The sequence below is a fragment of the Algorimicrobium bowmanii genome (assembly GCF_054031195.1).
Map to the genome: position 1 here is coordinate 2,749,006 of NZ_CM132929.1, position 18,759 is coordinate 2,767,764.

The following is an 18,759-nucleotide window of genomic DNA, read 5'->3' on the forward strand; positions in this document are numbered from 1 at the left end:
ATGAACATCGAAATAAATAGAGAAGATATTAAGAAACTAATGGAAAGTGCTAAAAAAGAGCACGAGGAATTAGGCAAAATAATCTACCCTATTTTGAACAATTTTGAACTCGAAAAAAAAGAGATTTTAGAGGTTTGCCAAATTGGAAAGTTCGTTCATAAAGTTGATACAGACATCCGAATTACGGATAAACCAAAACCACCAAATCCTGATTTTATAATTGAGTACAAAAGTGAATTAATCGGACTTGAACACACTCAAATTTTGACTGATGATGCGAGTAGATATTTTAAAATAAAAACACTCTTTGATTACGCTGAAAAGGAATTTGAAAAAAAATACCCAAACACAAATGTACACGCAACGATTTCAATTTTAAATGACGAACTTAATTACAAACAAAGCGAAAAATCAGCGTTAGCGGAAAAAATTGCTGATATGGTGCAATGGACACGACTGGAAATGGAATTTGAATTGCCCGAATTCATAACTCGAATAAAAACAGGTAAGCATTCCCAAGTATCGTTTACCTACAAAGAAAAAAATTGGCGAGCGGAATATTTAACCAAAGAAAGATTGTTGCAAGAAGTTCAGAAAAAGGAAACTAAAATTTCGGAATATAAAACGAGTAAAACTGACTTGAGCGAGTATTGGCTTGTATTGTTAATTGGTTCTCTTTCTTCTGTATCTTACGAATTGAATGAAAATGTGGATTATTCAATAAAATCGGATTTTGAAAGAGTATATTTAATGGCTGATTTTGATGCTAAAGTTATAAGAGTTGCGTAGAAAGCCTGCGCACAACAACGTATATAAAAAATAGCGCGAGTCGTTGATAACACAAAGGTTCGGGCATTTTTAGGAAGTCGCCAAATTTTTAAATTTGGCAAATTCCAAAAAATAAAATAACTAGTAAAATTTAAAAATTCGGCTTGTGTTTAATCCGAAAAATTATCGCTTATTTTCAGCGCTACTTTTCATATACAACAACGTTGCCAATAATTATGACCAACATCACGAATGAAAGAAATTTACGAGCCTAAATTTGTTGAAAAGCTATTTGACAAAATGAGTAGTTCGTATTCAAAAATGAATTACATAACCTCATTCGGATTTAGTGAAAGATGGAGAAGACAATGTGTTGAAGAAATTGGAATCGAGAAAGGAAAAACAGTTGTCGATTTAATGACCGGAATGGGGGAATGTTGGAAACATATTTTAAAAAATTCGGACAATAACTCAAAACTAATCGGACTTGACTTCTCAACCGAAATGATAAATCGTGCGGAAAAGAATAAATCTAAATTCAAAAAATCTAAAGTTGAGATTCTTAAAGAAAATGTTTTTGACAATTCAATTGCAAACGAAACAGCTGACTATGTAATTTCAGGATTTGGATTAAAGACATTTAATGATGAACAACTTGGAAAATTAGCAAACGAAATTAACCGAATTTTAAAACCAAACGGAAAGTTTTCCTTAATTGACGTTTCTGTTCCAAAAAGTAAAATCTTAAAACCATTTTATATGTTTTACTTGAAAAATATTATTCCGATTTTAGGAAAGGTATTTCTTGGAAGTCCAGAGACCTATAAAATGTTAGGAGTTTATACAGAAGAATTTGGAAACTCAAAAAACACGTATCAGATTTTTAACAGACCTGAATTTGAAGTTGAATATGTGGAATATTTTTTCGGTTGTGCAAGTGGAATTAAAGGAAAAAAAATAAAATAACTATTGGCAACAACGTGTATAATTAATGGCTAGTTCTCGCCTACTTACGAAAATCCTCGCGGATTTTCTATCTGGTTTTTATTTGCTAAATTAGGTGCTTAAACACGCCACTAATCATACACAAGACCGTTAGCTGTAATTTGAACAAAAAATATGGGAAAATACGATGCATATTTAGTATGCGAAAATGGACACGGAGTAAATGATTCTTATTATAGTAGTCCATCATTTAATAAAGAATTTTGCACAACTTGTGGTGCGAAAACATTTAAGACTTGTCCAAATTGTGGTAACGACATACAAGGTGATTACAAATTAGAAAATGTAATAGACCTTTCTGGAGGAATTACACCAGTTCCTGATATTTGCAAACATTGTGGAAAAGACTTTCCTTGGCGTTCGAAAAAACAGAAAATTAAAGAGAATATCAAAACGAATGATAAAAACGATATCTTTTTACTTGAAACAATAATGGACAGATTTCATTTAGTTGCTAAACAATTGCGACAAAGATATAATGAAAGAGAAACTTTAGACATTAAAGATGAATATGACACACAAGATTTATTCCATTCATTATTAAGAATTTATTACGATGACGTTCGAGCAGAAGAATGGAATCCAAGTTATGCTGGAGGCTCAACAAGGTCTGATTTTCTACTTAAAAAAGAGCAAATTGTTATTGAGATTAAAAAAACGAGAAACAGTTTAAAATCTAAACAATTAGGAGAGCAATTAATAATTGACATAGCTAAATACAAATCTCATCCTGATTGTAAAGTTTTGTACTGTTTTGTTTATGACCCAGAAGGTTATATAACCAACCCTCGTGGAATTGAAAATGACCTGAATGATGATTCAAAGGAAATGAAAGTAAAGGTAAAAATCATACCAAAAGGACATTAAAAAACTACAGCTAACAACGTGTATAATTAATTGCTTTTTACGTGCTTACTTGCGAAAATTCCTGCGGAATTTTCTTGCGTTCGTTTTTGTTTACTAAATTAGTTGCTTAAACACGCAACTAACCATACACAAAACCGTTGCCAACCATTTGAACTCACTCAAACTTATGACAGACGAAACGTTAAAATATTTAGATGATTTAAAAAACGGTAAACCAATTCCATTAACAAAGGATAGTCCAAATGAAATTTCGGAATTGATTATTAATCTTAAAAATCTCGGATTTTTATATAAACCTAATAAATACACATATGCATCTGAATTTAACAATCGTAAATATCTGACCAAACTGATTGAATTAAAATCCTGGTCGGAATTTTTAAACTGGTTAGACGAACAAAAAACAGATTCAAACATTGTTAATGATTTTTCAGGTTCGACAATTGGACAAGTAAATCAGTCATCTAATTTTTCTAATAGTCCCCAAACGAATAATATAACAGCAAATAATAAAGCCGATTTAAAGACAAAGCCTATTATAAAATTCTGGAAACTGATTTCAGAAAACAAACTGATTTCAAGCATAATATTTGTTATCATTTTATATTTAATTAAAGTTATATTCGGAATTGATTTAAAATAAAAACGGTTGGCAACACCGTATAAAAAAAATTGCTAGTTTTAGCTAAACCAAAGTTTGTTGCTCGTTTGCTAGCTTCTGATTTTCCTTCGGAAAATCCTCGCACACAAACACGCAACTTTCCTTATACATAAACGTTGTATGCCATATTCTTATCCATTCGACAAATTTTGTGGAGTACTATGTTGAAATGCTTTAAGGTTTATAATATGAGAAATCGGATTGACTAAATAGACTTAAGAATATATAAGCCTTCAAGTACTTGACGAATATCGTGGAGAGTTTCACTATCCAAACGTTAGCACGTTAGAAGTACTTGATTAAGGTCGTAATAATTTTTGACAAAGTCAAGTTTATCAGACATAATTCGCTGTATATCATATTATAAGAGATAAAACGTTCCCTTACACCTACGTTAATCATACACGGCAGTGTATAATACATAGGTTCGGGACTCCAAAAAACTTGCGTATTTATATCTTAAGGATAAGCCTACGGTATCCGTATATTTTATTAAATTTATAAAATATACGGCAGACAACACTGTTTATATTCCATTTGTCAAATAGTTTATCTTCGCTATCGCTTCGTAAACGATTATTGCCAAACAAAATATAAACTTAACGTTGTAGCCAATTAAAAAAAAACCTGAATTAAAGAAACTACTAATGGAACAAAAAGAAATAAAAATACAAAAGAAATCAGTAAACAAAATTCTAAAAAATTTACTATTTGCATTTCTTATCTCAATACCAATTTTATTAATCATTCAGCATTTTGGAAGTATTAAAACTATGTATGGAGAATCAGGGAGTTATGGATTTTCCAGCCCAATTGATAATAATATGTACTATTATCCAGTCAGAGGAAAGTATTTTAGCGAAGAACCAAATTATTTTGAAAAACTTTGGCATTTCTATATTCCTTCTATTTTCGTTGAAGGATATAAATGGATAATTATTATGACAGCAATTATTTTTGGACTAATTAATCTTAAACAAAAATTTTCTAAACATTACAAAATTAAAATAGAATAAATGAGAAAAAAACTAATAATTATAATAGTATTTTGTTCATTAAATACATTTTCACAAACTAAAAAGGAAATAGACAATGGAATTTTTATTACATTTCCTGTTACACCAGAATATAAGGCAAATCAAAAAGCAACTTCATATATCGGAAAAACAGAAAATTGTTTTTTTATAACAATGATTTTGAGAAATCAAATACCAAATTATGTGCAATATGTTAAAGCGAAGAAAAATTGGACAAAAGAAGAAACTAAAAAAGTAGAAAGTTCTTTTTTGAATAATGCGGTTAAAGGGAAATTAGACTACACAGGAAATAAAGGTTTAGTGAAAGATATAAAAGTTGGAGAATTTAATGGTCGAATGATTGAATATAGTGCTGTAAATCCAGCAACAGGTGAAAGAGGAAAAAGATATTCAGTATTACTATTAGTAAGAGATAAAATGATAAGTATTGAATGTTGGTTATTAAAGGACAATTCAACAGCATTAGATGAAAAAGAAAAATTTATAAATTCAATAAAGACAGAATAATGTATGATATTTTAGCAACCGATAAATTATTTAAACAAGAAATTGAATTAACTACTACATCTACAGAACGAACTGTGGAAAATAGTTTGCATTTATATTCAGAAGGATATAAAGAAGCAGGATATAGATTATATAAATTCAGTAAAGAGAATTCATATTATGAGAATTGGATTATTTTCCCAATTGTTTTTAATTACAGACATTACGTGGAATTAAAGTTAAAAGAACTTATTTATAAAGCACACAAATATCTTGATAATGATAATTCTTTTCCTAACGAACACAGTTTATTAAAACTTTGGGAAATATATAGAAATAAAATACTTCCGAAAATTGAAAGCAATATCGACACAATTTATTTAAAACAAATTGAAAGAATAATTTCTGAATTTCATAATAAAGATCCAAAATCAATGAAGTATAGGTATCCTATCAATCATAATGATCACGAAAGTTTTAGTTTAGATAAACCATATTTTGAATTGGAAAACTTCATAAAAGTTGTGAATAAATTAATTCACTTTTTTAATGAGCAATCCCTAATGATAAATAATTATTCAGAATTAAAATCAATATATGAATCTCAAATATATTTAGAATGGGAATAAAGGCACTGTACAACAACTGGCTACAACAAAAAATATACGTAATTGCGGTTTTTGTGCTAAATTTAAAGTTTGTATCTTTTACAAAAGTGTAGTGCTAAACCGAAAAGTAAGTGCTTAAAAATCCGCAACTACGCATATTCAAACCGTTGGCAATAATTATGACCCGTCCTGAATAAAGGCTACATAATTTTAAACATTATGTACAAAAATGACAAAGTAATCAGACGGTATTCAGAACCTTTCAAACTGAAAATTTTAGCCGAACTTACAACCGGTAAACACACAAAGAGCGAACTTTGCAAACTCTACTCCATTGCTCCTACAACGGTTAATGAGTGGATTAAAAAGTATAATCGTAAAGACTTAATGAACACCAGAGTAAAAGTGGAAACAAAAGACGAAATATCTAGAATTAAAGCCCTTCAAAAAGAGATTGAACAGCTTAAAAAACTACTGATTAAAAAGGATTTAGATACTTTGGTATTAGATTCATACCTTGAAGTAGCAGCCGAAGACTTAGGCTATAAATCTGTTGCTGAACTAAAAAAAAAGCTAAGTATAAGGCCTTAATCAAAGCTATAGAGAAATCTAAGGGATTTACGTCTTTAACTAATATAGCACGTTGTTTTGGACTTAAACGTGATGCGTATTATAAATACAAATCTAGAGCTGATAAGCGTTTAATACTGGAACAACAGATTATAAAAATAGTCAGTAGAAAACGTAAATTCCTTCCTAGAGAAGGTGTGCGTAAACTCATTAGATCTTTAGATAATGAGTTTTACAAAGCCAATCTTAAAGTGGGTAGAGATACTTTATTTAGTGTGCTTAGAAAGCATAATATGCTTACTCTTAGAAAGAGAACCAGTGCCAGAACTACAAACTCTTATCACCGTTTTTATAAATACAATAACCTGATAAAAGATATGGAAATTACAAGGCCAAACCAAGTGTGGGTAAGCGATATTACCTACATAAAAACTATTAAAGGCTTTTGTTACTTAGCGCCAATAACAGATATGTATTCAAGGAAAATCATAGGATATGACCTAAGTGATAGCCTTGAACTTAAAGGTTGTGTAAGAGGTCTAAATAAAGCCATTTATCAAGCTAAAAACATTAATCGACTCATACATCATTCCGATAGAGGAATACAATATTGTAGCAATGTATACACGCAAATATTAAAAAGAAAAAAAATAGATATTAGTATGACTGAAGAAAATCATTGTTACGAAAATGCAATGGCAGAACGTGTTAATGGCATATTAAAAGACGAATTTTATCTCGACCAGACCTTTGATAACGTGGCCCACGCGAAAAGAGCTACAAAAAATGCAATTAATTTATACAACCAAATAAGATTACATTTATCTTTAGACTATAAAACACCGAATATGGTATATAAATTATCAGCGTAAATTCAATTTTAACCTGTAGCCATATTTCAGGACAAGACATATTAAAACCAAATTCTGATTAACATGAAAACATTGATTAAGGTACTTACGACAATATTAATTTACACAAATGTTTCAGCCCAATTCGGATCTCCAATAGTGATTTCAGATAATGCAGACTATGCGAATTCTGTAGTCGCCGCAGACATTGATGGAGATGGGGATAAAGATGTATTGTCGGCTTCGTCCTTTGATGACAAAATCGCTTGGTATGAAAATATCGATGGGCAAGGAACTTTCAGTGCTGAACGAGTTATTACTTTAGAGGCCGATTTCGCTACCTCTGTTCATACTGCCGACTTGGATTCGGATGGAGATCTGGATGCGTATTCGAGCTCTCTATTCGATAATAAGATTGCCTGGTACGAAAACACTGATGGTCTGGGAAACTTCGGACCCCAGATAGTTATATCCACCGATATGATTCGCCCTTACGATGCATTTGCTGCCGACATCGATGGTGATGGAGACATTGATATTATTGGGTCGTCTGAAGAGGAAAACACGGTTTCCTGGTTTGAAAATACCGATGGGCAAGGGTCATTTGGTCCCGAACAAATAATAACCGTCAACGTTGACAACCCATTTGCGGTCTATTCGGAAGATATTGACGGGGATGGAGACATGGATGTAATAAGTGCGTCAGCCAGAGATGATAAAATTGCATGGTTCGAAAATACCGATGGATTGGGAAATTTTTCGGCACCATTAATTATTACTACAAGCGCAGATGGTGCAGCTTCTGTTTATGCAGTCGACATTGACGGTGATGGAGACGTGGATGTGCTTTCAGCTTCAAGTCGTGATAATAAGGTGTCCTGGTACGAAAATGAAGACGGACTAGGGGACTTTGGCATCCAAATCAATTTGACGTCATCAGCAGGTGGTGCACATAGCGTATATGCCGAAGACATTGATGGAGATGGGGATATGGATGTTATTTCGGGTTCTTGGATGGATGATACTGTTGGATGGTACGAAAACTTAAATGGTCTTGGAAGTTTTTCTCTTCGTCAAATAATATCATCAAATCAAGATGGAGTGAGATCGGTTTATGCGGCAGATTTAAACGGTGATGGTAATACAGATGTCCTTTCAGCTTCCATACACGATGATACGGTGGCATGGTTTGAATTTGGAGGCGTTTTAGGCAATCCTTCCCATCGGCTTAGCGATTTCATCCTTTATCCTGTTCCCTCAGAAAGAACCTTGACGATTGAATGTAATTGCACTTTAAATTCCATTCGTGTTTATGACTCAAATGGAAGACTCGTGCTGACGCATGAAGATGTCGGTTCTATCGATATTTCCTTATTAACAAACGGAATTTATTTTGTTGAGTTAGAAGATGATCAGGGCAATAAAGGTTTTAAAAAAGTGATCAAAAAATAAGATACTATTGCCAACAAAGTACTGTGGTAAAAAACAAGTAAAAACTCATTAACTTTTCACTAAAGTACTTCTATAAGTATCATCATATATTAACCCTGGTTTTGCTATTGCAAAAGCCTATTTTAATAGCTTATTTCATACTATAATTATTTGAATTTATTTATCATGATTAAGATTGTAAATTATAATTCTGATTTGACTATAAATGTTTAGAAAACTATATCTCAAAAAATGGAATTATACAACAACAAACTAAAGTCTAGAAAAATGTATCACATATTTCAGAGACATATTTAACAACAAAACTAAATAGAACAGCTTTAAACCATAAAATATAACTGTATTTGACTACAAATTTAGTCAAAATCAAGGGTATGATTTTTGAAAATAAATTTGTGATAATTTTTAATCACAAATTTATCACATATATTATCACAAAATATATTGTTTGATTTTATTTCTTTGGAAACATCCCTAAAGGTAATTTTGGAACAACAACCCCTTCGCCTTTCATTTCTATAAACTCTTTAAACTTAGAATTATTTAGGAAAAAATCATCAATCTTTTCGAAATTAAACTTCTTAGATTCCTGAATTGAATTAATAAATTCATACTTTTTAAGCTTTCTTAATTCATCTGATCTAAGAATAAGCACACTATTTAAAACCTTATCAAATTCTCCTACTAGAATACTAGGCAAATTACCGTCTACTCTCTTTAAAGTCTTTACATAGCCATTTAGCTCCAAAACATCTTCAACACACTTAGAATCTCTATTTTTCTTAGAAATCCAAATCAGCAACTGTAAAAACTCTTTCGAAAACAGAAATGATTTAATCTTATTTTCAACGTTTTGCTTATGACAATAATCTCCATTATGTATACGTTCTAATAAATCTCTAACATAATTAGATGTCGTCTTTTTATTTTCTTGGGCCTTATTCTTTATTATTGTTTTTAACTCCCTAGGCAACCTAAAATTAATTGAAGTATCTTCCGTCTCGACAGATTTTGTTTTGGTCATTTGTTAAAATTTGAGTAATTATGAATCCATGTTAAATACAGTTCGCAATAAAAAAGCTGTAGCTTCTTCTTCTGTAACAAGCTCTTTTTTTTCTTTTTTAGATTGTTTCAATTCTTTTGTTGCTACAGGCACAACTTTGCTGTTTTGTTTATCTTTAATGGTATCAGACAAAACACCTGTGGAATTCATTAAATCTTGTAAGGACTTTAAATCGGAATCACCTAAAAAATCAGTTTTGCGTATATCATCGCTTTCACAAGATTTGGAAAAGTTTTCTTGAACATATATCCAATGCTCTTGAAAAGCTGTTTGTTGTAATTGGAAAGCCAAAAACATATCAGTATTCAAGTATTCTACATCTACTTTTACATTTTGCAACATCCAAATGGACACTTTTCTACAAAAATCTAATTGGCTAACATATTTACTTAATATAAATTTGAACTGTTTATCATCTAAGTTCTTTTGAAGCTCTAACAGTTTAAAAGTAAGCTTATCTAAGCGTTCTTTCTTTATTATTAAATATTGGCTTGCACGCTCTTTGCTTAAAAGAGAACTAGCCCCATCTGATTTTATAAGCACAACCCTATCAAAGAGTTCATTATACATCTCATCACTCCAATTCTCGCCTTCAAACTGATTCCAAATCCGTCTTGGTATATAGAAAACCATTGGCATGTATAACCGCTTAGTCATATCATCATATACCTCATTTAAAGTCTCTTTCATTTCTTAAACTAATTACGATTCTAACATGTGTGAATAATCTTCTGGTAATTCGGCATCAATATCACGCAAATACTTTTCTAAAGCAGACATAGATGTATGACCAGTAATAAGCATTAATTTACTTTTGGCTTCAAAAGGTGAAGATTCTTTTACCAAATGTCTATATAATTTAGTGATATAGGTATGTCTAAAGCTATATAAACCATAATCTTTCCCTAAACCAAAATGATTTTTTACTACACGCTTAAATCGCTTAGAATAATAATCTCGCTTATTCTCTAAATCAGTGTTCCACTCTGCACCTATAGCATTAGGTGTAAACAACGAATCTCTTTTCTTTAATTTTGTAAGGTCTGGCAATTCCTTTATAAGTAAATCAGGTATTATTTTGGTTTTAATCGGACTGTTCTTCGCTTGGAATTTGATTGTTTTATTTTTTAAATCTATATCCCCCACTTTGAGCCTACAGACTTCAATAGGTCTTAAAAAATTATAAGAAATGAACTTTATAAACAACAACAGATTAGTATCTTCTTTTTCCAAATAATCGAAAATCTCTTCTTGGGTATCTTGAGTATAGGTTTTATTCCGTTTGGGTATAGCTTTTAAAACAGGAATCTGTTTAATGACATTCATTTGAACAATGTCATTATCAAATAAGACTTGCATGATACTTCCTAAATCGGTTCGGAAATTATTTCGGTTTCGCGGACTTGTTCTTTCCAATGTATCACTTAAAAACTCTGAAATCAATTTTTTATTAATTTCATCAATTCCTTGGACATTAGGATGTGTTTGTTCAACCCATTTTATAAAGTTTTTCAATCTGTTTTCAAAACTTCTCTTGGTAGTATTGTTTATCAGCTTCTCCTTTTGCTTTAACCCAAAAGCAAAGGCTTCCTTATATCCCATACTTACTTGCTTAATCTTTTCAATATCGGAATGACCTTGGTTATTTAACGAAGTAGTTATATTGGTATTTGTTGACTGACTGTTTTTATTAGTCAAATGAACATGAATCTTCTTATTGTCTGAATATGGGCTATAACCTTTTTTAAGTAGCTTGAATAAGGCTTTACGATAAGCAACTAAAACAGATAATCTTTCTTCTTTGGTTTTATATTTATTCGCATTCGCATAAACAGGGGTTTGCCTAACAAGTTTCCCCGAGTCGGGATCGCGATAAGAAAAATAGATATACCAACGCTTTTTTAAATCGCCATTGGCTGAGTAGATTTTAGGGGTGGAAAAATTTTTTTTCAAATGTAAATCGTATTCACTTTCGTATTCATTTTGCAATTCGACTGCAAGATAATCAAAAATTGTATGCATAAAAAAACGGTTTGACGAAAGTCAAACCGCTGTTTTTAATACGATTAAATTTAGTAGCGGGAACTGGACTCGAACCAGTGACCTTCGGGTTATGAGCCCGACGAGCTACCTACTGCTCTATCCCGCGATTTGTACCTGAAACAATTTTCTTAGCTTTTAACTTTCGGTTCATAATGCCGACCTAATTGTTTCGGACTGCAAATATACAATACTTTTTAGAAATACCAAGTATTTTATATAAAAATATTATTCTATACTTCTAACTTCAAAAGTATTCAAAATCGTGTTAGCAAATCCCACCGATATTTCTATAGGATTACAGCACACTTCACAATCTTCAATATACACATGTTCAGGTTGTGAGCGATCTAAAAGCATAGATATTCGCTCCCAACAATACGGACATTGAAAATAGTGTTCTAACATTTTATGAAGTTACAAAAAAAAAGAGGTTATATAAAATAACCTCTTTTCAATACTATATTTTAATATGTTTTAATCATTATCTGAAATAACTGATCCGGAATTTAAGTCAATCATATTAGGGTTATTTCCATTTATAATACTAATATACTCTTGATTTAGATTATTATCACTTACCATAAAGGTTTTCAAGTTAGGAAAAAAAGAAGGCTCAAAAGGAACATCCCCTGAAAGCTCATTACTTGCTAAAACCAGCTCTTTAAGCTTTGACAATTCCATTATTTCAGATGGAATTTCACCACTAATTTTATTATCTATAAGACTTAATTTCTCTAAATTACTTAAAGCATTAATTTGTGACGGTATCGTACCACTTAAATTATTACTCCCTAATTCTAAAACACGTAAATTTGATAACTGTGTTAAAGCTAAAGGCAAGTTGCCTTCAAGCTGATTCATAGATAAGTTTAAGGTTTTTAAATTACTTAAGCTACCAATGGTATTTGGAATTGTTCCAGTTATACGATTTAATCCAAAATTTAAATTTTCTAAATAAACTAAATCTCCTATCGCATCAGGTAGAATACCTTGAAGGTTATTCCGCTCCAAACTTAAACTAACAACCTTATCGTTTTTAATAGAAACACCATACCAAGAGCTAACAGGGCTATTTAAATCCCAAGATGTAGACCATTGTGTCCCGTTTGTTGCATTATATAAAGCAACAAGTGCTGCTTTTTCTTTTGTTGATATACCTGCAAAAGATACGGTAGTTATAAACAAACATATTAATGATAATTTAATAGCTTTCATAGATGATAAATTTGGGATAAAAATCTTAACAATATTAAGATGATTTTAGTTTAAAAACAAATTTAATCGATGAATTACATTGTCTACAATAATTCATTATCAATATCTTAGAACTAATTATCCCAATTTATCTAATGCTTCCTGAACTGTTTCCCAATCCATCATTAAGATTTCTAAGGAATCTTTTTTTGCCTGATATTTATCAAAGAAACCTGGATTTGACACCACTTCATCATAATTAGTAGCTAACTCAACGTCTATCTCTTTAATATCTTTTTCCAATTGTTGAATTTTCGACTCTATATTACTCAACTTATTTTTTAAAGATTTTACTTTCTTCTGACTTTCATAACTGGCTTTCGTGTTCTTTTTAGGAGCTTGCTTTTCAACATCACGCTTTTCCACTTCACGTAAATTTTCAACATTACGTTGTTGTAGGTAAAAATCTATATTCCCTAAATACTCTTTTATTTTATGATCTTTAAACTCGTAAACCGTATCGGTTAAACCTTGAAGAAAATCACGATCGTGTGACACCAATATTAAAGTCCCTTCAAACCGTTTTAAAGCATCTTTTAGTACGTTTTTAGATTTTATATCTAAATGGTTTGTTGGCTCATCCATAACAAGCACATTAAAAGGCTGAAGCATTAATTTAGCTAAAGCTAACCTATTTCGTTCACCACCTGATAATACACGAACATATTTTTCAACTTCATCACCTCTAAATAAAAATGAACCTAATATATCACGAACGCGACTTCTGTTCTTTTCATTTGCCGCATCAATCATAATATCTAAAACAGTTTTATTACCATCTAAATACTCTGCCTGATTTTGAGCGAAGTAACCTATTTCAACGTTATGCCCTAATTTTAGGGAACCCTCATGTTTTAATTCACCAACAATAATTTTGGCTAAAGTAGATTTACCTTGACCATTTTGCCCTACAAAAGCCGTTTTGATATCTCGAGCAATATGTAAATCGATGTTATTTAAAACGGTTAGATCGCCATAACTTTTGGTAATCCCTTCTGCTTCGACAACAACTTTACCTGGAATAACAGAAACAGGAAAATTAAGTGTCATTACACTATTATCATCCTCATCAACCTCTACCCGATCCATGCGATCTAATTTTTTAATTAGAGACTGAGCCATGGTAGCCTTAGAAGCCTTTGCTCGGAATTTTTCAATTAACTTTTCGGTTTGCTCAATCTCCTTTTGTTGGTTCTTTTGTGTAGCCAACTGTTGCTCCTTGATTTCTTTTCGTAATACCAAAAACTGCGAATACGGTTTATTATAATCGTAAATACGCCCTAATGAAATTTCAATAGTACGATTGGTTACATTATCTAGAAACATTTTATCGTGAGAAACAATAACCACTGCTCCGGAATAGTTATTTAAAAAGCCTTCTAACCAAATTATAGATTCGATATCTAAGTGATTGGTAGGCTCATCTAAAAGTAATAAATCATTATTCTGTAATAGTAACTTAGCTAACTCGATACGCATACGCCAACCTCCAGAAAATGTATCGGTTAGTTTATTAAAATCTTCACGTTTAAATCCGAGTCCTTGTAAAATTTTCTCTGTTTCACCTTGATAGTTATAACCTCCTAAAATTTCGTACTGATGTTGCAAATCATTAACATCAATCATTAATTGATTATAGCCTTCACTTTCGTAATCGGTACGTTCAGCTAATTGGTTATTAATATACTCTAACTTGGCTTCTACTTCTTTAATTTCTTTAAAAGCCTCATAAGATTCTTCTAAAACTGTACGCCCTAAAACAAAATCGATATCTTGTTTTAAGAAACCTAATCTTAAACTTTTATCAGATGCTAGCTGACCTGAGTCAGGCTCCATATCTTTAGCTAAAATTTTTAGCATGGTAGATTTACCAGCACCATTTTTACCTATAAGTCCAATGCGGTCACCTGCCGTTATTTTAAAGGTTATTTCTTCAAAAAGATAATCACCTTGGAAGGATACAGAAAGATTGTGAATATTAAGCATTATGTTACAATTGTTACAGGACTATATTAAATAAAAGGCTAATTTTGTAATTCTTACAAGATGCAAAAATAAACTAATAAAAATGATAACAAAAGGAACAAAGCTTTATAGTATTTTTACCGGTGCTTGCCCAAAATGCCATCAAGAATCTATGTATGTTAATAAGAACCCTTACATTCTTAAAGAGGTTTTAGACATGAATGAAACCTGTTCAAAATGTCATTTTAAATACCGTATTGAACCGTCATTCTTTTATGGGTCTATGTATGTTAGTTATGCCGTAGGTATTGCTTTTGCAGTAGCTGCTTTTATTATAAGTTTTGTATTTCTAGGAAGCGGCTTATTAACAGCATTTATAGCTATTGTAGGTACCCTAATAGTATGTGCCCCTATAATTATGCGTTTATCGAGAAATATTTGGATAAATATCTTTGTTAGCTACGATAAGAATAAAATTAAACCTTAAAACGGTCAATACTAATTTCAGGATTCATAGGCTGGGCAGTTTCTATAAAATTAAATAACTCCTTAGCCGCGTATGGTGCTATCATAACCCCACGTGTACCTAAACCGTTTAACACATGCATATTTTTATAATTAAAATGTGTACCAACTAACGGGCGTCTGTTATTTACTGTAGGCCTAATTCCTGCATCATGCCTGACAACTTCAAACGAACAGGAGATAAACGTTTTTAATTTAGCTAGTAGCTCTTCTTTTGCTTCTACAGTTGGTAAATTGGTTTTGTCTTTCCAATTATAAGTCGCCCCAACATAATAATGGTCTTCTGATTCCGGCATAATAAACACCCCTGATTTCACCGCATAATCTATTTTTAAATCGGGAGCCTTTATTGTTAACACTTCCCCTTTGGTTCCATTAAGTGGTAAATAATTAAAATATGGATTTTTATGCAAACCGAAACCTTCGCAAAAAACAATTTGAGAAGCCTGATAAGAATCATATTGTAAGTAATCATTAGTGATTTCTAAAGCGTGATAATCAAATGAATTAGTTACTAATTGATTAGTAGCTAAAAGTTCCTCTTTATACATTGAAATGAGCATATGCGTATCTATCCGACCTGCATTTTGCACCTCCCCTAAACCATGTGGGGCATCTATAAATGTATTCGTATTCGGTATAATATTGGTTGATAAATAATGCTCTAATTTAGGATTATCAGAAGCTTCAAACCAGGTGTTTTGTTCTTCGATAGAATTGAAGCGTCGGTATATTTTCAATTTATGATCAAGAATAACTCCTAAACGTTTTTCAATATTTTGGTATTGAGAAATAGCTAACTCCAATTGCTCATCAGCCATCCAAACAGCAGTAAACCGTTTTAAAATAACTGGATTATACATTCCTGCAGCTACAACCGAAGCTTGTTGTGAACTATCATCAAACACTAAAAAAGTTTTGTTAGCTTGACGTAATTGCTCACAAAAAGCGACACCTGCTAATCCTAAACCAACAATAAAATAATCTACTTTCATACAACAAAGGTACTGCGCTTTTAAACAGCCACAACAAAATGTAATAAAAAACGCCCACTTATAAAAGTGGGCGTTTTTTATTATGATTAGGAACTTGTAATTAGTAAGCCCACATATCTAGTTCGAAATTACGAATCTTATCTTTGATTCTATCCGATTCTAATAATTGCATTAATGCATTTTCAGCAATATACTCGGTTACTTTACGGTCACCATAAACGTTTTCTTCTTTATAAATATAGCCGTTAAAACGTCTAGAATTTAACAAGTGATCGAACGAAAATGGTACAGAGCTATTTTCATTATTAAATGCTTTAGCTTCATGTAAAATATCACGTGCATCTGGGTAAAATATCCAAAATAAAGGAATAGGTTCTTTATTAGCTTCATCATCTGAATCAATAAAGTTAACATCTGGTGCTGCTGGAGCAATACCAATTAAACGATACTTCATTTCAGCTTGACGCTTATCAAAATACCATAACCCTTTCACAAGGTAAGCGCTAACATCATAAGATGAAATATTACGCTCAATAATATATTCTGGAGATACATATCCATCTGCATTATATTGCTCATAACCGATATCTAATGTATCAACCTTAGCCATACTAGTACGTAAATCTTTTAACGTACGTTGTGCTGTAAAATATGAATCGTCATAAACGGTTTCTATGTTTCCGTTTTTAACATTCTTCCAAATAACATCAAATAAAGAACGTCTATGCTTACCAATATTGTTCGTATCTACTGGATAGTACAACGGAAAGTTAACACGCTCATCAAGAACAACGCGTTCCCATGTCATTTTAGAATAAAGAATATCTCTATCATCTACATAACCATACTCTAATGGTTTATCATTGTCCACTTCCTTTTGAGCTTCTGTACGCACACCAATTTCATCAGGTGATTTAGCACTCAACAAATTTGCTTGAGCAAAAGAAGTTGCCACAAAAGACATTCCTAAAACGGTTAATAAAAAACTTTTATAATTCATCGGTTTTAATTTTAATTATTAGGGCTTATAACTAGTTAAGTCCTATATTAATTTGCTAATTCAACAATTACCGGAGAAACACCTTTTAACTTATAAGATGAGTTACCTCTAATTTGAGCTTTAATATCAAAGAAAGATACTTGATCTCCTCGTTTTGCTTTACGTAAAGCATTTTTAGCTTGACTGTTTAATTTTGTTCCGTTTACATTAACAGAAGGCTGTCCTGGTACTTTCATTTTAAATGAAGTTACTTGGATTGGTAATTCAAAATCAAATTCATCTAACAACGCACCAATAGTTGAAATTTCAACACTGTTACGAGGTAATTTCACAATACCTGTTTGACCACTAATAGATCCTGTTGGTTTTGGAATATCTTTAATTCTGAAAGTTGCTTTATCACCTACTGGAGAACCATCAGGTAAAGTACCTCTAACGTTAATTGTTACTTCACGACCAGAACCTGGGTTCATAACATATTTACCAGTACCTGAAGCTTTCTTTAAACCTGCTGCACTAGCTGTTACTTGATTATCTGGAATACCTGCAAAAGAAATAGTCATTGGGTTAGAAACACCACGGTAAACTACATTCATTTTATCTGCAGAAATAGTTGCAGAGTTTGGTTTAGGTACTACAGCGTAAGTACTTTTAACTGGAATTGAGATAATAGAATCACCTTCCTTAAATTGAAACTCACCAGTAATCTCTCTTTCACCAACAGCACCTGCAGGGAAATCTAAGATTGTTTTACCAGCTTGCATAGATTCTTTAGCTAACTCTTCACCATTAATGATTACTTTATCAGCTTGTAACGTGTTATCTTTTTTACCTAAGATAATTGTTCCTGTAAAGTTTTCTCCTGAGAAGAAAGCTGTTTTACTTGGTACAACAATCGCATCAAAGTTTGTTAAAGACGCTTCTCTTTTTAATTTACCTGCTAACATAGCTGATAAAACTTCAGATTGCGTTGTTTTAACATCTGCTTGTAACTGAGTCATTTTAGTTAATGAAGCTACTAAAGGAAATCCTTTATAGTGGTAGCTTAACCAATCAACTTTATTACCATCACGGTTTGTAACTTCATCAGTTGCAAATTTCTTCTCAACATCTGCAGCTATACCCGCCATATCAGGATTGGTTTTTAAAACTGCAGATACACCTTCTCTAAAAGCTGTAATCTTGTCTAAAAATTCTTGTCCTTCTGGCTTTAAGTTATCGCCTTTGTAAAATAAGTTATCTAAAAAATCACCTTTATCCATAACCTCATAATCTTGAGGATTGTCAACGGTAGCGGTCATTTGATTTTTTAATTCAGTTAAATACGAATTAAAGTCGCTTGCTAATGCATTAATTTGATCAGCTTGAGCTTTTAATGGTTGGTATTTAGCTGGTTGCTCGTTAACTTTTTCTTCCAAACCAGCCATAAAAGCTTGGTTTCTTTCAGTAGTAGCTTCGTTAGACTCGACTAATTTTTCGTTCATTAAGCCGAATGCTGAAAGCACTTCTTTTGACATATTCAATGCTAACATTGCAATGAAGATCAAATACATCAAGTTAATCATTTTCTGCCTTGCAGATAATTTTCCTCCTGCCATTTCTAATTTAG

Annotated in this window: 20 protein-coding genes and 1 tRNA gene; 11 read left to right on the plus strand and 10 right to left on the minus strand. The window is 31.7% G+C overall.

What is annotated here, in order from left to right; translation table 11 throughout:
- From ACW5R3_RS12345 to ACW5R3_RS12390, 10 genes are all read left to right on the plus strand, one after another.
- Window positions 1–789: a hypothetical protein gene (locus ACW5R3_RS12345; RefSeq protein WP_456577322.1), complete on the plus strand. Its 789-nt coding sequence runs from the start codon at window positions 1–3 to the stop codon at window positions 787–789.
- Between the two features lie 231 nt (window positions 790–1,020).
- Window positions 1,021–1,734, plus strand: a complete 714-nt coding sequence (locus tag ACW5R3_RS12350; protein ID WP_456577323.1) for a class I SAM-dependent methyltransferase — start codon at window positions 1,021–1,023, stop codon at window positions 1,732–1,734.
- A 153-nt stretch (window positions 1,735–1,887) separates the two neighbouring features.
- Window positions 1,888–2,640, plus strand: a complete 753-nt coding sequence (locus ACW5R3_RS12355) for a DUF2321 domain-containing protein (protein ID WP_173302526.1) — start codon at window positions 1,888–1,890, stop codon at window positions 2,638–2,640.
- Between the two features lie 166 nt (window positions 2,641–2,806).
- The gene (locus ACW5R3_RS12360) at window positions 2,807–3,283 is read left to right on the plus strand and encodes a hypothetical protein (RefSeq protein ID WP_456577324.1); all 477 of its coding nucleotides are present in this window, start codon (window positions 2,807–2,809) and stop codon (window positions 3,281–3,283) included.
- A gap of 665 nt (window positions 3,284–3,948) precedes the next feature.
- Window positions 3,949–4,317, plus strand: a complete 369-nt coding sequence (locus tag ACW5R3_RS12365) for a hypothetical protein (protein WP_456577325.1) — start codon at window positions 3,949–3,951, stop codon at window positions 4,315–4,317.
- Entirely contained in the window at window positions 4,318–4,845 is a 528-nt protein-coding gene (locus ACW5R3_RS12370; RefSeq protein WP_456577326.1) for a hypothetical protein, read from the plus strand.
- Window positions 4,845–5,453, plus strand: coding sequence for a hypothetical protein (locus ACW5R3_RS12375; RefSeq protein ID WP_456577327.1), 609 nt, complete (start codon window positions 4,845–4,847; stop codon window positions 5,451–5,453). The genes ACW5R3_RS12370 and ACW5R3_RS12375 overlap by 1 nt, the downstream gene beginning before the upstream one ends.
- Before the next feature lie 198 nt (window positions 5,454–5,651).
- On the plus strand, window positions 5,652–6,023 hold the full coding sequence (locus ACW5R3_RS12380; protein WP_456577328.1) for a transposase: 372 nt from the start codon (window positions 5,652–5,654) through the stop codon (window positions 6,021–6,023).
- A gap of 44 nt (window positions 6,024–6,067) precedes the next feature.
- Window positions 6,068–6,874 (plus strand): IS3 family transposase, encoded by an 807-nt coding sequence (locus tag ACW5R3_RS12385; RefSeq protein ID WP_456578837.1) that lies wholly within the window; start codon window positions 6,068–6,070, stop codon window positions 6,872–6,874.
- A 63-nt stretch (window positions 6,875–6,937) separates the two neighbouring features.
- Complete coding sequence (locus ACW5R3_RS12390) at window positions 6,938–8,305, plus strand: FG-GAP-like repeat-containing protein (RefSeq protein WP_456577329.1); 1,368 nt, start codon at window positions 6,938–6,940, stop codon at window positions 8,303–8,305.
- 454 nt (window positions 8,306–8,759) lie between these two features.
- Here the strand turns inward: ACW5R3_RS12390 and ACW5R3_RS12395 are convergent, their stop codons facing one another.
- The 7 genes from ACW5R3_RS12395 to ACW5R3_RS12425 all read right to left on the minus strand — a co-directional run bounded on the left by ACW5R3_RS12395 (window position 8,760) and on the right by ACW5R3_RS12425 (window position 14,651).
- A complete protein-coding gene (locus ACW5R3_RS12395; protein ID WP_456577330.1) occupies window positions 8,760–9,329 on the minus strand; it encodes a hypothetical protein in 570 nt (189 codons plus the stop codon).
- 18 nt (window positions 9,330–9,347) lie between these two features.
- Window positions 9,348–10,058 (minus strand): hypothetical protein, encoded by a 711-nt coding sequence (locus ACW5R3_RS12400; RefSeq protein ID WP_456577331.1) that lies wholly within the window; start codon window positions 10,056–10,058, stop codon window positions 9,348–9,350.
- A 12-nt stretch (window positions 10,059–10,070) separates the two neighbouring features.
- Window positions 10,071–11,390, minus strand: a complete 1,320-nt coding sequence (locus ACW5R3_RS12405) for a tyrosine-type recombinase/integrase (RefSeq protein ID WP_456577332.1) — start codon at window positions 11,388–11,390, stop codon at window positions 10,071–10,073.
- Window positions 11,391–11,444: 54 nt separating this feature from the next.
- Window positions 11,445–11,517, minus strand: a tRNA-Met gene (locus tag ACW5R3_RS12410).
- Between the two features lie 119 nt (window positions 11,518–11,636).
- Window positions 11,637–11,816, minus strand: coding sequence for a CPXCG motif-containing cysteine-rich protein (locus tag ACW5R3_RS12415; protein WP_456577333.1), 180 nt, complete (start codon window positions 11,814–11,816; stop codon window positions 11,637–11,639).
- A gap of 69 nt (window positions 11,817–11,885) precedes the next feature.
- Window positions 11,886–12,626, minus strand: a complete 741-nt coding sequence (locus ACW5R3_RS12420; RefSeq protein ID WP_456577334.1) for a leucine-rich repeat domain-containing protein — start codon at window positions 12,624–12,626, stop codon at window positions 11,886–11,888.
- A gap of 117 nt (window positions 12,627–12,743) precedes the next feature.
- Window positions 12,744–14,651, minus strand: a complete 1,908-nt coding sequence (locus tag ACW5R3_RS12425; RefSeq protein ID WP_456577335.1) for an ABC-F family ATP-binding cassette domain-containing protein — start codon at window positions 14,649–14,651, stop codon at window positions 12,744–12,746.
- Window positions 14,652–14,733: 82 nt separating this feature from the next.
- On the opposite strand from ACW5R3_RS12425, the gene ACW5R3_RS12430 reads away from it, so the two are divergent.
- The gene (locus ACW5R3_RS12430; RefSeq protein WP_456577336.1) at window positions 14,734–15,117 is read left to right on the plus strand and encodes a DUF983 domain-containing protein; all 384 of its coding nucleotides are present in this window, start codon (window positions 14,734–14,736) and stop codon (window positions 15,115–15,117) included.
- On the opposite strand, the gene ACW5R3_RS12435 is transcribed toward ACW5R3_RS12430, so the two are convergent.
- The 3 genes from ACW5R3_RS12435 to porM form a co-directional block, all read right to left on the minus strand.
- A complete protein-coding gene (locus tag ACW5R3_RS12435) occupies window positions 15,107–16,150 on the minus strand; it encodes an NAD(P)/FAD-dependent oxidoreductase (protein ID WP_456577337.1) in 1,044 nt (347 codons plus the stop codon). The two genes, ACW5R3_RS12430 and ACW5R3_RS12435, sit on opposite strands and share 11 nt — an antisense overlap.
- 100 nt (window positions 16,151–16,250) lie before the next feature.
- On the minus strand, window positions 16,251–17,150 hold the full coding sequence (porN, locus tag ACW5R3_RS12440; RefSeq protein WP_456577338.1) for a type IX secretion system ring subunit PorN/GldN: 900 nt from the start codon (window positions 17,148–17,150) through the stop codon (window positions 16,251–16,253).
- A 47-nt stretch (window positions 17,151–17,197) separates the two neighbouring features.
- A complete protein-coding gene (gene porM / locus ACW5R3_RS12445) occupies window positions 17,198–18,748 on the minus strand; it encodes a type IX secretion system motor protein PorM/GldM (RefSeq protein WP_456577339.1) in 1,551 nt (516 codons plus the stop codon).
- Window positions 18,749–18,759 lie beyond the last annotated feature (11 nt).

Bases quoted from the DNA above. Each gene is read 5' to 3' on its own strand.
- ACW5R3_RS12345 (WP_456577322.1), top strand. From the start codon at position 1: ATGAACATCGAAATAAATAGAGAAGATATTAAGAAACTAATGGAAAGT.
- ACW5R3_RS12350 (WP_456577323.1), top strand. From the start codon at position 1,021: ATGAAAGAAATTTACGAGCCTAAATTTGTTGAAAAGCTATTTGACAAA.
- ACW5R3_RS12355 (WP_173302526.1), top strand. From the start codon at position 1,888: ATGGGAAAATACGATGCATATTTAGTATGCGAAAATGGACACGGAGTA.
- ACW5R3_RS12360 (WP_456577324.1), top strand. From the start codon at position 2,807: ATGACAGACGAAACGTTAAAATATTTAGATGATTTAAAAAACGGTAAA.
- ACW5R3_RS12365 (WP_456577325.1), top strand. From the start codon at position 3,949: ATGGAACAAAAAGAAATAAAAATACAAAAGAAATCAGTAAACAAAATT.
- ACW5R3_RS12370 (WP_456577326.1), top strand. From the start codon at position 4,318: ATGAGAAAAAAACTAATAATTATAATAGTATTTTGTTCATTAAATACA.
- ACW5R3_RS12375 (WP_456577327.1), top strand. From the start codon at position 4,845: ATGTATGATATTTTAGCAACCGATAAATTATTTAAACAAGAAATTGAA.
- ACW5R3_RS12380 (WP_456577328.1), top strand. From the start codon at position 5,652: ATGTACAAAAATGACAAAGTAATCAGACGGTATTCAGAACCTTTCAAA.
- ACW5R3_RS12390 (WP_456577329.1), top strand. From the start codon at position 6,938: ATGAAAACATTGATTAAGGTACTTACGACAATATTAATTTACACAAAT.
- ACW5R3_RS12395 (WP_456577330.1), bottom strand. From the start codon at position 9,329: ATGACCAAAACAAAATCTGTCGAGACGGAAGATACTTCAATTAATTTT.
- ACW5R3_RS12400 (WP_456577331.1), bottom strand. From the start codon at position 10,058: ATGAAAGAGACTTTAAATGAGGTATATGATGATATGACTAAGCGGTTA.
- ACW5R3_RS12405 (WP_456577332.1), bottom strand. From the start codon at position 11,390: ATGCATACAATTTTTGATTATCTTGCAGTCGAATTGCAAAATGAATAC.
- ACW5R3_RS12415 (WP_456577333.1), bottom strand. From the start codon at position 11,816: ATGTTAGAACACTATTTTCAATGTCCGTATTGTTGGGAGCGAATATCT.
- ACW5R3_RS12420 (WP_456577334.1), bottom strand. From the start codon at position 12,626: ATGAAAGCTATTAAATTATCATTAATATGTTTGTTTATAACTACCGTA.
- ACW5R3_RS12425 (WP_456577335.1), bottom strand. From the start codon at position 14,651: ATGCTTAATATTCACAATCTTTCTGTATCCTTCCAAGGTGATTATCTT.
- ACW5R3_RS12430 (WP_456577336.1), top strand. From the start codon at position 14,734: ATGATAACAAAAGGAACAAAGCTTTATAGTATTTTTACCGGTGCTTGC.
- ACW5R3_RS12435 (WP_456577337.1), bottom strand. From the start codon at position 16,150: ATGAAAGTAGATTATTTTATTGTTGGTTTAGGATTAGCAGGTGTCGCT.
- porN (WP_456577338.1), bottom strand. From the start codon at position 17,150: ATGAATTATAAAAGTTTTTTATTAACCGTTTTAGGAATGTCTTTTGTG.
- porM (WP_456577339.1), bottom strand. From the start codon at position 18,748: ATGGCAGGAGGAAAATTATCTGCAAGGCAGAAAATGATTAACTTGATG.